The 14,034-nt window shown below is 69.8% G+C and carries 11 protein-coding genes; 7 read left to right on the forward strand and 4 right to left on the reverse strand.

Features of this window, described 5'->3' with window-relative positions; all coding sequences use genetic code 11:
- Position 1: 1 nt before the first annotated feature.
- Together ACFVYN_RS08680 and ACFVYN_RS08685 are read right to left on the reverse strand one after the other, a co-directional pair.
- Positions 2-436: a VOC family protein gene (locus ACFVYN_RS08680; RefSeq protein ID WP_389994466.1), complete on the reverse strand. Its 435-nt coding sequence runs from the start codon at positions 434-436 to the stop codon at positions 2-4.
- A 40-nt stretch (positions 437-476) separates the two neighbouring features.
- Positions 477-986 (reverse strand): pyridoxamine 5'-phosphate oxidase family protein, encoded by a 510-nt coding sequence (locus tag ACFVYN_RS08685; RefSeq protein WP_389994469.1) that lies wholly within the window; start codon positions 984-986, stop codon positions 477-479.
- A gap of 184 nt (positions 987-1,170) precedes the next feature.
- Between ACFVYN_RS08685 and ACFVYN_RS08690 the strand changes: the two genes are divergently transcribed.
- Complete coding sequence (locus tag ACFVYN_RS08690) at positions 1,171-4,158, forward strand: bifunctional [glutamine synthetase] adenylyltransferase/[glutamine synthetase]-adenylyl-L-tyrosine phosphorylase (RefSeq protein ID WP_389994472.1); 2,988 nt, start codon at positions 1,171-1,173, stop codon at positions 4,156-4,158.
- On the opposite strand, the gene ACFVYN_RS08695 is transcribed toward ACFVYN_RS08690, so the two are convergent.
- Both ACFVYN_RS08695 and ACFVYN_RS08700 read right to left on the reverse strand, forming a co-directional pair.
- Positions 4,146-5,066: a phosphatase PAP2 family protein gene (locus ACFVYN_RS08695; RefSeq protein WP_389994475.1), complete on the reverse strand. Its 921-nt coding sequence runs from the start codon at positions 5,064-5,066 to the stop codon at positions 4,146-4,148. The genes ACFVYN_RS08690 and ACFVYN_RS08695 overlap by 13 nt on opposite strands.
- A gap of 95 nt (positions 5,067-5,161) precedes the next feature.
- The gene (locus ACFVYN_RS08700; protein ID WP_389994477.1) at positions 5,162-6,232 is read right to left on the reverse strand and encodes a LacI family DNA-binding transcriptional regulator; all 1,071 of its coding nucleotides are present in this window, start codon (positions 6,230-6,232) and stop codon (positions 5,162-5,164) included.
- Between the two features lie 381 nt (positions 6,233-6,613).
- Between ACFVYN_RS08700 and ACFVYN_RS08705 the strand changes: the two genes are divergently transcribed.
- From ACFVYN_RS08705 to ACFVYN_RS08730, 6 genes are all read left to right on the forward strand, one after another.
- Positions 6,614-7,882, forward strand: coding sequence for an extracellular solute-binding protein (locus ACFVYN_RS08705; protein WP_389994480.1), 1,269 nt, complete (start codon positions 6,614-6,616; stop codon positions 7,880-7,882).
- Positions 7,883-8,039: 157 nt separating this feature from the next.
- Entirely contained in the window at positions 8,040-9,044 is a 1,005-nt protein-coding gene (locus ACFVYN_RS08710; RefSeq protein WP_389994483.1) for a carbohydrate ABC transporter permease, read from the forward strand.
- A gap of 13 nt (positions 9,045-9,057) precedes the next feature.
- Positions 9,058-9,966 (forward strand): sugar ABC transporter permease, encoded by a 909-nt coding sequence (locus tag ACFVYN_RS08715; protein WP_389994486.1) that lies wholly within the window; start codon positions 9,058-9,060, stop codon positions 9,964-9,966.
- A 116-nt stretch (positions 9,967-10,082) separates the two neighbouring features.
- Positions 10,083-11,744, forward strand: a complete 1,662-nt coding sequence (locus ACFVYN_RS08720; protein ID WP_389994489.1) for a glycoside hydrolase family 13 protein — start codon at positions 10,083-10,085, stop codon at positions 11,742-11,744.
- A 128-nt stretch (positions 11,745-11,872) separates the two neighbouring features.
- Positions 11,873-12,439, forward strand: a complete 567-nt coding sequence (locus ACFVYN_RS08725) for a dihydrofolate reductase family protein (RefSeq protein WP_389994492.1) — start codon at positions 11,873-11,875, stop codon at positions 12,437-12,439.
- Between the two features lie 134 nt (positions 12,440-12,573).
- Positions 12,574-13,953 (forward strand): alpha-amylase family protein, encoded by a 1,380-nt coding sequence (locus ACFVYN_RS08730; RefSeq protein WP_389994495.1) that lies wholly within the window; start codon positions 12,574-12,576, stop codon positions 13,951-13,953.
- Positions 13,954-14,034 lie beyond the last annotated feature (81 nt).

A 14,034-nucleotide genomic window follows, 5' to 3' on the forward strand; every position in this document is an offset into this window, starting at 1 on the left:
GCTACTGCGCCGCCAGCTGCGCCAGTACCTGGTGCAGCGGCTCCGTCTCGCGGCGCTTGTACTCCTGGATCGCCCAGCCGTTGCCGTCCGGGTCCTTGAAGTACATGAAGGTGGCGCCGTCCTGCGGGGCGAACTGCACCGGTTCGCTCACGTCCAGGCCGCGCGAGGTGAGCTCCTCGTACGCCGCCTTCGCGTCCGTCACACACAGTTGCATGCCGTGGTACGTGCCGGGCTGCGGGGTTCCCGTGGGGACCTGGAGGCCGTCCACCAGGGCGATGGAACAGCCCGAGCCGGGCGGGGTCAGCTGGCAGATGCGGACGCCCTCCATCACCTCGCCGTCCAGGTCCACGTGGAAGCCGACCTTGTCGCGGTAGAACTCCTTGGCGCGGTCGACGTCCGTGACCGGCAGCAGGATGACTTCGAGGCTCATGTCCATGGCGTGACTCCCTTGTCGACGTCCGTACCGGGGGCCGTTCTCAGAAGCGCCACCGCGTCTGGCTGAACGGCTGTCCCTTACCGAAGCCGAAAACCGTGCGCGGCGCCACCGCATAGACGACAGCGTGTCCCGGACCGTGGTGGAAGTAGCCGTCCCGCACCTCGAAGCGCCAGAAGTCGCCGTACTTGGCCTCCCACGCGGCGGCCAGCTCCCTCAGACGAGTGTCGTCGGACACCCGTACCGCCTCGCCCTCCACCACCAGGTCGTAGCCCTTGTCCCAGATGTTGGTGCCGGTCGTCAGCGTCACGTGCGCGTTGTGCGCGAGGTTCTTCGCCTTGCGCTCCTCGGGTCCGGTGCAGAAGTGCAGCGCCCCGTGCGCCCACACCGCCGGCAACGGCGTGACGTGCGGGCGCCCGTCCGGTCGTACCGTCGAGATCCAGAACAGCTCGGCGGAGGCCAGCAGCGACTCCGCGTCGGCCCAGGAGTGCGCTACCGCGTCGGGGTCGCTGTAGCGGGGGTCGAGGTGGGTCTCGGGTTCCTTCTCGGTCATCACAGGCCTCCGGCTCGGGGAACACCCGGGCCACCGTGGCGGTCCGGCTCGACACACCCAGTCTGCCCACAGCGCCCTTGGAACGCCGTCCCGCCCGAAAATCCCCCCACCCGTCTCCCGGCGCTTCTCCCCGGCTCTGCGGTTAGGCTCGATCGGTACGACCTTGATCGGACGGGAGGCAGGGATGACGGCGGCGCCGGGGCGCAGGAGCAGTACCTTCACGCGGCTGCTGCGGCACGGTTTCACCGATCCGTCGGCCGCCGAGCGGCTGCTCGACAGCGCGGAGCTGAGCGGCGTACGCAATGACCCGGTGCTCCTCGAGGCGCTCGGCGCGACCGCCGACCCCGATCTCGCGCTGCTCGGGCTCGTCCGGCTCCTGGAGGCGCAGCCGGGCCGGGAACTGCTCGATACGGTGATAGCGGCGAAGCCGTTCCGCGACCGGCTGCTCGGGGTGCTCGGCGCGTCCGCCGCCCTCGCCGAGCACCTCGCCCGGCACCCCGGCGACTGGCATGCCCTCGTCACCTACGAGCCCCGCGACCTGCACCCCGGCGTCGAGGAGTTCGAGCGCGGGCTCGCCGAGGCCACCGACCCCGTCGCCCTGCGCGTCGCCTACCGGCGCTGTCTGCTGTCGATCGCCGCCCGTGACGTGTGCGGCACCACCGACCTCGCCGAGACCGCCGCCGAACTCGCCGACCTCGCCACCGCGACCCTGCGCGCCGCGCTCGCCATAGCGCGGGCGGCCGCCCCCGAGGACGCGGCACTGTGCCGGCTCGCGGTGATCGCGATGGGCAAGTGCGGTGGCCACGAGCTCAATTACGTCTCCGACGTGGACGTGATCTTCGTCGGTGAAGCCGTCGACGGGGCCGACGAGGGCAAGGCCCTGCGCGCCGCCACCAAGCTCGCCTCGCACCTGATGCGCGTCTGCTCCGAGACCACCGTCGAGGGGTCCATCTGGCCCGTCGACGCCAATCTGCGGCCCGAGGGCAGAAACGGCCCCCTGGTGCGCACCCTCGCCAGCCACCTCGCCTACTACCAGCGCTGGGCCAAGACCTGGGAGTTCCAGGCCCTCCTCAAGGCCCGTCCGGTCGCCGGCGACCTGGAGCTGGGCGAGGAGTACGTCGCGGCTCTCGAACCCCTCGTCTGGAAGGCCGCCGAGCGCGAGAACTTCGTCGCCGACGTGCAGAAGATGCGCCGCCGGGTCGTGGAGAACATCCCCGTCGCCGAGCTCGACCGGCAGCTCAAGCTCGGGCCCGGCGGGCTCAGGGACGTCGAATTCGCCGTACAGCTCCTGCAGTTGGTGCACGGCCGCGAGGACGGCTCGCTGCGCAGCGGCACCACCCTCGACGCCCTGCAGGCCCTCGCCGCCGGCGGCTACGTCGGCCGGGCCGACGCCGCCCAGCTCGACGACGCCTACCGCTTCCTGCGCTCCATGGAGCACCGCATCCAGCTCTACCGGCTGCGCCGCACCCACCTCGTCCCCGAGGACGAGGCCGACCTGCGGCGCCTCGGCCGCTCCCTGGGCCTGCGCGCCGACCCGGTGACCGACCTGAACCGCGAGTGGAAGCGGCACGCCTCCGTCGTACGACGACTGCACGAGAAGCTGTTCTACCGGCCGCTGCTGGACGCCGTGGCCCAACTCGGGCCCGGCGAGATCAGGTTGAGCGCCGGGGCGGCGCGGGAACGCCTGGTCGCGCTCGGGTACGCCGACCCCGCCTCCGCCCTGCGCCACCTGGAGGCCCTCGCCTCCGGTGTCTCCCGCAAGGCCGCCATCCAGCGCACTCTTCTTCCCGTTCTGCTGGGTTGGTTCGCCGAGTCGGCCGACCCGGACGCCGGACTGCTCACCTTCCGCAAGGTGTCGGACGCGTTGGGCAAGACACCCTGGTATCTGCGGCTGCTGAGGGACGAGGGCGCCGCCGCGGAGAACCTCGCGCGCGTGCTGTCCGCCGGGCGCCTCGCCCCCGACCTGCTGATGCGCGCCCCCGAAGCCGTGGCCCTGCTCGGGGACGGCGACGGCGGCGGGCTCGCCCCGCGCGGGCGGGCCGGTCTCGAACAGGAGATACTCGCCGCGGTCGGCCGCGCCGAGGGCGCCGTCCAGGGCGTCACAGCCGCTCGTGGAGTGCGCCGCCGCGAACTGTTCCGTACGGCCGCCGCGGACATCGTCGGCTCCTACGGCACCGAGACCCAGCCCGCCGAACCGGACCAGGGCGCCCTGGTGGAGCGCGTCGGCGCCGCCGTGTCCGACCTGACCGCCGCGACCCTCGCCGGCACCCTGCGCGCGGTCGTCAGGGAAGGCTGGGGCGACACCCTGCCCACCCGGTTCGCCGTCATCGGCATGGGCCGCTTCGGCGGTCACGAACTGGGCTACGGCTCCGACGCGGACGTCCTGTTCGTGCACGAACCGCGCGAGGGCGTCGAGGAACGGGCGGCCTCCGAGGCCGCCAACAAGGTCGTCTCCGAGATGCGCCGACTGCTCCAGATCCCGAGCGCCGACCCGCCGCTGCTCATCGACGCCGACCTGCGCCCGGAGGGCAAGTCGGGACCGCTGGTGCGCACCCTGACGTCGTACGCGGCCTACTACCGCCGCTGGTCCCTCGTCTGGGAGGCACAGGCGCTGCTGCGGGCCGAACCGGTCGCCGGGGACGAGGAGCTGGGCCGCCGTTTCGTCGAGCTCATCGACCCCCTGCGCTATCCGGCGGCCGGCCTCGGCGACGACGCCGTACGCGAGATCCGGCGTCTGAAGGCACGCATGGAGTCCGAGCGGATGCCGCGCGGCGCCGACCCGAAACTGCACACCAAGCTCGGGCCCGGCGGCCTCTCGGACGTCGAGTGGACGGTCCAGCTGCTCCAGATGCGGCACGGGGCGCAGGTGCCGGGGCTGCGCACGACCCGGACCCGCGCGGCCCTCGTCGCCGCACGGGACGCCGGATTCATCACCGCGGACGACACCCAGGTCCTCGACGAGGCGTGGGTGCTGGCGACCCGGGTGCGCAACGCGGTGATGCTGGTGCGGGGACGGGCCGGGGACACGTTCCCGACCGTGGCACGTGAACTCGCCGCCGTGGGGCGGTACCTGGGGTACGGGCCGGGGCACGCGGGAGACATGCTGGAGGACTACCGGCGTACGGCCCGGCGGGCCCGGGGTGTGGTGGAGGAGCTGTTCTACGGGGCGTGAGGGGGCGTTTCGACCGGCGGCCGCCGAGAGCCTGCAGAGCTTGCAGCGCCCCGCGGCCGGGCCGGCACGGCCCTCGGCAACGCGTACGGCAGCGCCCCGTACCAGAGCCGCGCCACCGCGAAGCCGAACAGCAGGCACAGCAGGCCGCCGACCGCGTCGAGCCAGAAGTGGTTGGCGGTGGCGACGATGACCAGCAGCGTCGCCGCCGGGTAGAGAAGGCCCAGGACACGCACCCAGGGCACCGACGCCAGCGCGAAGATCGTCAGACCGCACCACAGGGACCAGCCGATGTGCATGGACGGCATCGCCGCGTACTGGTTGGACATGTGCTTCAGGTCGCCGGAGGCCATCGAGCCCCAGGTCTGGTGGACCATGACCGTGTCGACGAAGTGGCCGCCGGTCATGAGCCGCGGGGGCGCGAGCGGATACAGGTAGTAGCCGACCAGGGCCACGCCCGTGGTCGCGAAGAGCACCAGCCGCGCTGCCGCGTAACGGCCGGGGTGGCTGCGGTAGAGCCAGACCAGGACGCTCAGGGTCACGATGAAGTGCAGTGTCGCGTAGTAGTAGTTCATCCCGACGACGAGCCAAGTCACCGAGTTCACCGCGTGGTTGACGGACTCCTCGACCGCGATGCCGAGGTGGTGCTCCATCCGCCAGATCCAGTCGGCGTTGCGCAGCGCCTCCGCCTTCTGCTCCGGCACCGCGTTGCGGACCAGTGAGTACGTCCAGTAACTCACCGCGATCAGCAGGATCTCGAACCACAGGCGCGGTCGGCGCGGAGTGCGCCTCCGACGCAGAAAAGCCGACCGGAAACCCGGCCGGAAACCCGGCCGGTCCGCGGCCGTGAGGGAGTCCGGAGCGGCCGCCTTCTCGCGGTCTTCCAGACTGGTCACGGTCGAGTCACCCATAGAGACAAAGTCTGCCAGAATCCCCTTATCCCACCGATCATCCCCCGGTCGGGTTCGGGTCGCATGTCCTACGACGGGAAGAGTGTCCCGTTCTCCTACCGGCGCAGGGGTGCAGGCCCTGTCTCTCCGCCCTGCGGACGAGTGCGTTCCCCAGGGGCCGAGGCCGTCGAACCCCGCACCACCAGCTCCGGCATGAACACGAACTCGCTGTGCGGGGCGGGCGTTCCGCCGATCTCCTCCAGCAAGGTCCGCACCGCCGCCTGTCCCATGGCCGGCACCGGCTTGCGGACCGTCGTCAGCGGCGGGTCGGTGAAGGCGATCAGCGGGGAGTCGTCGAAACCCACCACCGAGACATCCCGGGGGACTTCCAGGCCCCGCTGCCGGGCCGCCCGTATCGCACCCAGCGCCATCATGTCGCTCGCACACACCACCGCCGTGCAGTCACGGTCGATCAGAGCGGCGGCCGCCGCCTGGCCGCCCTCCAGGGTGTACAGCGAGTGCTGGACGAGGTCCGCCTCGACGGTGGCCGCGGCCAGGCCGAGCAGGTCCTGCATGGTGCGCACGAAGCCCTCGATCTTGCGCTGGACCGGCACGAAACGCTTCGGGCCGAGCGCGAGCCCGATCCGCGTGTGCCCAAGCGACACCAGGTGCGTCACCGCCAGTGCCATCGCCGCGCGGTCGTCGGGGGAGATGAACGGCGCCTGCACCTTCGGCGAGAACCCGTCCACGAGCACGAACGGAACGCCCTGGGCCCGCAGCTGCTCGTAGCGCTCCATGTCCGCCGAGGTGTCCGCGTGCAGCCCGGAGACGAAGATGATGCCCGCCACGCCCCGGTCGACGAGCATCTCGGTGAGCTCGTCCTCCGTGGAGCCGCCCGGGGTCTGGGTGGCGAGGACGGGTGTGTAGCCCTGCCGGGTCAGCGCCTGGCCGATCACCTGGGCCAGGGCGGGGAAGATCGGGTTCTCCAGCTCCGGGGTGATCAGGCCCACCAGTCCCTCGCTGCGCTGCCGCAGCCGCACCGGGCGTTCGTAGCCGAGCACGTCGAGTGCGGCGAGGACGGTCTGGCGGGTGGTCGCGGCGACGCCCGGCTTCCCGTTGAGGACGCGGCTGACGGTCGCCTCGCTCACCCCGGCCTGAGCAGCGATGTCGGCTAGCCGTGTGGTCACGGCACCGGACTGTACCGGCCGTATCGTCATCGCGGTCCCTCTGTTCTGGTCGGCGCCCCTTGTCCCACAAGGGGATGATTCCCGCAAGGGAGGGGTATGGCAAGAGCTTGCAGAGTCTTGCACAACCCGTGGTCGTCCGGCTCAGACCCGCTCAGGCCCGCTCAGGCCCGTAAGACAAGGGCCTCGGGACGGTCGAAGAGGGATCACGACAGGGTAACTTCCGCAGGGCCTTGCACTTTTTTTCTGCAAGGTCTTTCGCAAGTCTTGCATCGCTGTTACGTTCCCACTCGCCCGGCGGCCGCAAAGGCGCAGTCGGCAGACGGGGAGGGCAGACGGGGCCTCTCCTCGCAGCACACGGGCTTTCACCCTCAAGGAGAACTCATGCGGCGTGGCATAGCGGCCACAGCGCTGGTGGCGTCTTTCGCCCTCGCGGCGACGGCCTGCGGCGGAAGCGACAGCGGCGACAAGGCCGACGGTCCGGTCACCATCACCTGGTGGGACACCTCCAACGCCACAAATGAGGCGCCGACGTACCAGGCCCTGATCAAGGACTTCGAGGCCGCCAACAAGGACGTCAAGGTCAAGTACGTCAACGTGCCCTTCGACCAGGCGCAGAACAAGTTCGACACCGCGGCCGGCGCGAGCGGCGCCCCCGACGTGCTGCGCTCCGACGTCGGCTGGACCCCCGCCTTCGCCAAGAAGGGCTACTTCCTGCCCCTCGACGGCACCGAGGCCCTCGCCGACCAGGCCAAGTTCAAGCCGAACCTGATCGAGCAGGCGAAGTACGACGGCAAGACCTACGGCGTGCCGTTCGTCACCGACACCCTCGCCCTGGTCTACAACAAGCAGCTCTTCGAGAAGGCCGGCGTCCAGGCCCCCAAGACCTGGGACGACCTGAAGACCGCCGCCGCCACGATCAAGTCGAAGACCGGCGTCGACGGCTACTGGGGCTCCACCGCGGCCTACTACGCCCAGACCTTCCTCTACGGCGAGGGCACCGACACCGTCGACGCCGCCGCCAAGAAGATCACGGTGAACTCGGACGCCGCCAAGAAGGGCTACGGCACCTGGCTGAGCCTCTTCTCCGGCAAGGGCCTGCACAAGGCCGACACCACCGCCGACGCCTACGCCCACATCCAGGACGCGTTCGTCAACGGCAAGGTCGCCGCGATCATCCAGGGCCCGTGGGAGATCACCAACTTCTACAAGGGCTCGGCCTTCGCCGACAAGAACAACCTCGGCATCGCCACCGTCCCGGCCGGCTCCAGCGGCAAGGCGGGCGCCCCGACCGGCGGCCACAACCTGTCGGTCTACGCCGGCTCGGACTCCGCCCACCAGAAGGCGGCCGAGAAGTTCGTGGGCTTCATGACCTCCGCGAAGGCGCAGACGCAGATCGCGCTGAAGAACTCCACGCTGCCCACCCGCGACGACGCCTACACCGCCGAGGTCAAGGCCGACCCGGGCATCGCCGGCTACCAGACGGTCCTCGCCTCCGCCCAGCCGCGCGTGGCCCTGCCCGAGTACAGCTCCCTGCTGACCCCGCTGGACACCGAGCTGCTGAAGATCGCCGGCGGCAAGGAGTCCCTGGACAAGGGCCTGAGCAACGCCGAGGTCGCGATCGCCAAGCTGGTGCCGGACTTCAGCAAGTGAGCCCGGGTGGCCGCCGGATCTCCCGGTCACGGAGGGAGAGATCCGGCGGCCACCGGCCTGTGCCCGGCCGCCGGGGGACCGCTTCGCCCGGGCCCGCCGGGCGGCCTTCGCGCCGAGCCACTTCTCAGAGCCGCAGAACTTTCAGAAGGTGTCGAACATGACAGTCGCCATCGACCGCGCCACCGGCAAACGCCACGGTGACCGCGCGCCGCGGCCCGGGCGGGGCCAACGCCTCAAGCACAGCTACCAGAAGCACTGGTACGCCTACGCGATGATCGCCCCGGTGGCGGTCGTCCTCGGTGTCCTCGTGCTCTACCCCCTGGTCTACGGCGTCTACCTCACGCTCACCGACGCCAACAGCCTCAACACGGCCCGCACGATCGGCGTCAACCACATCGACGCCACCTACAAGTTCATCGGCCTGCACAACTACGCCGACATCCTGTGGGGCGACACGGCCTACGACCGCTTCTGGTCGCACTTCATCTGGACCGTCGTCTGGACCGCCCTGTGCGTGGCCCTGCACTACTGCATCGGGCTCGGCCTCGCGCTGCTGCTCGACCAGCAGCTGCGGGGGCGCACCCTGTACCGGCTGATCCTGGTGCTGCCCTGGGCCGTGCCGACCTTCGTCACCGTCTTCGGCTGGCGGTTCATGCTCGCCGACGGCGGCATCATCAACTCCGTCCTGGACGCACTCCATCTGCCGTCACCGGCCTGGCTGGAGGACACCTTCTGGCAGAAGTTCGCCGCGATCATGGTCAACACCTGGTGCGGTGTGCCGTTCATGATGGTCTCGCTGCTCGGCGGACTCCAGTCCATCGACGGTTCGCTGTACGAGGCCGCCGAGATGGACGGCGCGAGCGCCTGGCAGCGGTTCCGGTACGTCACCCTCCCGGGCCTGCGCTCGGTGAGCTCCACCGTCGTCCTGCTCGGCATCATCTGGACGTTCAACCAGTTCGCTGTGCTCTTCCTGCTGTTCGGCACCACCGCGCCGGACGCGCAGATCCTCGTCACCTGGGCCTACTACCTGGGCTTCGGACAGCAGCCGCGTGACTTCGCCCAGTCGGCGGCGTACGGCATCCTGCTGTTGGCCATCCTGATCGTCTTCACCTCCTTCTACCGCCGCTGGCTGAACCGCAATGACCAGCAGCTCGCGATCTGAGGCAGGAGCTCCCATGAGTACGACCACAGTCGAGACCTCCGCCGCGGTGTCCCAGGCCGGCCCCGCACAGGCGCCCGGCCGGATGCGCCGCCGCGGTGAGACGAGCCTCGCCGGCTCCCTCGTCTCGCACGGCATCCTCGTCGTCGCGAGCCTCGTAGCCCTGTTCCCGATCGTCTGGCTGGTCTTCCTGTCGCTCGGCCCGGACAAGGACGACTACCTCCACCCGGGCGGCATCTGGAAGAAGATGACGTTCGACAACTACTCGTTCGTCCTCCAGCACACGGCGTTCTTCGACTGGCTCAAGAGCTCGCTGATCGTCTCGCTCGGCACCACGGTGATCGGTGTGCTGATCGCCGCGACCACCGGGTACGCCGTGTCCCGGATGCGCTTCCCGGGCTACCGGAAGTTCATGTGGGTGCTCCTGGTCACCCAGATGTTCCCGGTGGCCGTCCTCATGGTGCCGATGTACCAGATGCTCTCGGACCTCCAGCTCATCGACAGCTATCTTGGACTCGTCCTCGTGTACTGCTCGACGGCGGTGCCGTACTGCGCCTGGCTGCTGAAGGGCTACTTCGACACCATCCCGTTCGAGATCGACGAGGCCGGACGCGTCGACGGGCTGACCCCCTTCGGCACGTTCGCGCGGCTGATCCTGCCGCTCGCCAAGCCGGGGCTCGCGGTCGCCGCGTTCTACAGCTTCCTCACGGCCTTCGGTGAGGTCGCGTTCGCTTCGACGTTCATGCTGTCCGACACCAAATACACCTTCGCGGTCGGGCTGCAGAGCTTCGTGAGCGAGCACGACGCCCAGCGGAACCTGATGGCCGCGACGGCGGTGCTGATCGCGATACCGGTGTCCGTGTTCTTCTACCTGGTGCAGAAGAACCTGGTGACCGGGCTCACGGCGGGCGGCACCAAGGGCTAGCGCCCACTCCAAGACCCGAGGCGGCCGCGGTCTCCATCCGACCCCGCTGTGACCGTGGCCGCCTCGTCACACACTTACCTCAGAACCCGATGACTCCTTTACGTACCAAGGACGCCATGAGCCAGCAGCACTACGCCACCGCCCCGGCATCGACCCCCGCCAAAGCCCAGCGCAGCGACTGGTGGCGGGACGCGGTGATCTACCAGGTCTATCCGCGCAGCTTCGCCGACAGCAACGGTGACGGCATGGGCGACCTGGAAGGCATCCGTACCCGACTGCCGTACCTGCGCGACCTCGGCGTGGACGCCGTGTGGCTCAGCCCCTTCTACGCCTCCCCGCAGGCCGACGCCGGCTACGACGTGGCCGACTACCGGGCCGTGGACCCCATGTTCGGCAACCTCCTGGACGCCGACGCCCTGATCCGCGACGCCCGTGCACTGGGGCTCAGGACCATCGTCGACCTGGTGCCCAACCACTCCTCGGACCAGCACGAGTGGTTCAGGCGGGCGGTCGCGGAAGGGCCGGGATCACCTCTGCGGGACCGCTACCACTTCCGCCCCGGCAAGGGCGAGAACGGCGAACTCCCGCCCAACGACTGGGAGTCGATCTTCGGCGGCCCCGCCTGGACGCGCGTCAAGGACGGCGAGTGGTACCTCCACCTCTTCGCACCCGAGCAGCCCGACTTCAACTGGGACCACCCGGCCGTCGGCGACGAGTTCCGCTCGATCCTGCGCTTCTGGCTGGACATGGGCGTGGACGGTTTCCGCATCGACGTGGCACACGGCCTGGTGAAGGCGGAGGGGCTGCCCGACCTGGGATCCCACGATCAGGTCAAGCTCCTGGGCAACGATGTCATGCCGTTCTTCGACCAGGACGGCGTCCACGAGATCTACCGCCAGTGGCGGCTGATCCTCGACGAGTACTCAGGCGAGCGGATTTTCGTCGCCGAGGCCTGGACCCCCACCATCGAGCGCACCGCCAACTACGTCCGGCCCGACGAGCTGCACCAGGCCTTCAACTTCCAGTACCTGAGCACCGCTTGGGACGCCGGGGAGCTGCGTGAGGTCATCGACCGCACCCTGGAGGCGATGCGCCCGGTCGGCGCCCCGGCCACCTGGGTGCTCTCCAACCACGACGTCACCCGGCACACCACCCGCTTCGCCAACCCGCCAGGACTCGGCACCCAGATCCGCACGGCAGGAGACAGGGAGCTCGGGCTGCGCCGCGCCCGCGCCGCCACGCTGCTCATGCTGGCGCTGCCCGGATCGGCGTACATCTACCAGGGCGAGGAGCTCGGCCTCCCGGACGTCGTCGACCTCTCCGACGAGGTCCGCCAGGACCCGGCGTACTTCCGCGGCGCGGGCCAGGACGGCTTCCGCGACGGCTGCCGGGTGCCGATCCCGTGGACCCGCGAGGGATCCTCGTACGGCTTCGGCGCGGGCGGCAGCTGGCTCCCCCAGCCGTCGGAGTGGGCGGAGCTGAGCGTCGAGGCGCAGACCGGCGACCCCGACTCCACCCTGGAGCTGTACCGCACGGCCCTCGCCGTCCGCCGCGCCCAGCCCGACCTGGGCGCCGGTGACGCGGTCGAGTGGCTCCGGGCACCCGAGGGCGTCCTCGCCCTCCGTCGTGGCGACTTCGTCTGTGTCGCCAACACCACGCGTGAGTCGGTGACGACCCCGGCGTACGGCCGTCTGCTGCTCGCCAGCGCGGAGGTCGCCGAGGTCGACGGGGACGCGAAGGTGCCGGCAGACACGACCGTGTGGTGGACGACGGCCTGATCACATGGGGGAATCACCGGGTCCTCACGGGGGTCCGGTGATTTTTTTGCCCGGCGTGTCGATCGGCGGGAGGCGAGTTCGACGCTTGGGTGAGAGGGCGAACCGCGCCCCGCGTCCGAGGAGAGACCATGCAGATCCGCGCCCGCCTGGGTATGAGTGCCGACGGCTACGTGACCACCCCGAACGGCTGGCCCGCGCAGACCGCCGACCCCGCCTTCGTCTCCGGTGAGAGCCACGGCATCCGGGAGTTCCTGGCCGGCTGCGAGGCCGCGCTCATGGGCCGTACGACCTTCGAGCCGGCGCTCACCAACAGCCGCTGGCCCTGGCCGAACCTGGACGTGTTCGTCCTCGGCTCGCACCGTCCCGAGGGCACCCCGGACCACGTCACCACCGACAGCGACCCGGTACGCCTGCTGGAGAAGGTCCGCGCCGCCAACCGGGGCGGCGACGTCCACCTCATCGGCGGCCCCCGCACGATCGGCACCTTCCACGCCCTCGGCGCGCTCGACCGCCTCGAACTGGTCGTCGTGCCCCTGCTGTTCGGCGGCGGCATGCAGCTCACGCCCGCGCTCAGCCCCGAGACCGGGCTGACCTTCCTCAGCCAGCGGGCGCTGCCCGGCGGGTCGGTGGAGATCGTGTACTCCTGCAAGGGAAGCCGCGAGGACCTTCCGGACAAGCCGGCGAGCCAGCGCTGAGCCGCTCCTCAAGAGCGCGCGTGGAAGTTCTTGCCGTTGCTTTCACGACCCTTGCTGTAAACATTTCAACAGCGGTACGTTCTCGCCCGGCGCCAGGCAAAGACGCCTGGCCGTCGGGCAAGGAGAACCCCCACGTGATATCGAGATGGTCCACCACCGCGGGCGCCGCCGCCCTCGCCGCCACCGTCGCCGTCCTCACCCCCACCGCCGCCCAGGCCTCCCCGCCGGGCACCAAGGACGTCACCGCGGTCCTCTTCGAGTGGAACTTCGCCTCCGTCGCCAAGGAGTGCACCAACACCCTCGGCCCCGCCGGATACGGCTACGTCCAGGTCTCCCCGCCCGCCGAGCACATCCAGGGCTCGCAGTGGTGGACCTCGTACCAGCCGGTCAGCTACAGGATCGCGGGGCGCCTCGGTGACGCCACCGCCTTCAAGAACATGGTGAGCACCTGCCACGCGGCCGGGGTGAAGGTCGTGGTCGACACCGTCGTCAACCACATGTCCGCGGGCAGCGGCACCGGCACCGGCGGCTCGTCGTACACGAAGTACAGCTACCCCGGCCTGTACTCCTCGTACGACATGGACGACTGCACCGCGACCATCACCGACTACACCAATCGCGCCAACGTCCAGAACTGCGAACTCGTCGGCCTCGCCGACCTGGACACCGGCGAGGAGTACGTCCGCGCCACCATCGCCGGCTATCTGAACTCCCTGCTGGGCTACGGCGTCGACGGCTTCCGCATCGACGCGGCCAAGCACATCCCGGCCACCGACCTCGCCACCATCAAGTCCCGGCTGAGCAACCCGTCGGTGTACTGGAAGCAGGAGGTCATCTACGGCAGCGGCGAGGCCGTCCAGCCCACCGAGTACACCGGCAACGGGGACGTCCAGGAGTTCCGCTACGCCTACGACCTCAAGCGGGTCTTCAACAACGAGAACCTCGCCTACCTGAAGAACTACGGCGAGGGCTGGGGCTATATGAACAGCTCGGTGGCCGGCGTCTTCGTCGACAACCACGACACCGAGCGCAACGGCTCCACGCTCAACTACAAGGACGGCGCGAACTACACCCTCGCCAACGTCTTCATGCTCGCCTACCCGTACGGTGCCCCGGACATCAACTCCGGCTACGAGTGGTCCGACTCGGACGCCGGGCCGCCCGACAACGGCTCGGTGAGCGCCTGTTGGCAGAACGGCTGGAAGTGCCAGCACGCCTGGCCGGAGATCCTGCGCATGGTCGCCTTCCGCAACGCGGTCCGCGGTGAGGCGGTCACCAACTGGTGGGACAACGGCGGCGACGCGATCGCCTTCGGGCGCGGCGCCAAGGGGTACGTCGCCATCAACCACGAGTCGGGCAGCCTGAGCCGGACCTACCAGACCTCGCTGCCCGCCGGGACGTACTGCAACGTGCAGAACAACACGAGCGTCACGGTCGGCTCCAACGGCCAGTTCACCACCACCCTCGGCGCCAACACGGCACTGGCGATCCGGGTGGGCAAGTCGAGCTGTTGAACCACTGGCGGGAAACGTGGGATTGACGCTCAAGCAGTGTCGTCCTACGTTCCCTGCTGTCTCTGGGAGCGCTCCCACCCT

Origin of the sequence: Streptomyces sp. NPDC058307, from assembly GCF_042880295.1 — a bacterium.
Taxonomy (GTDB): domain Bacteria; phylum Actinomycetota; class Actinomycetes; order Streptomycetales; family Streptomycetaceae; genus Streptomyces.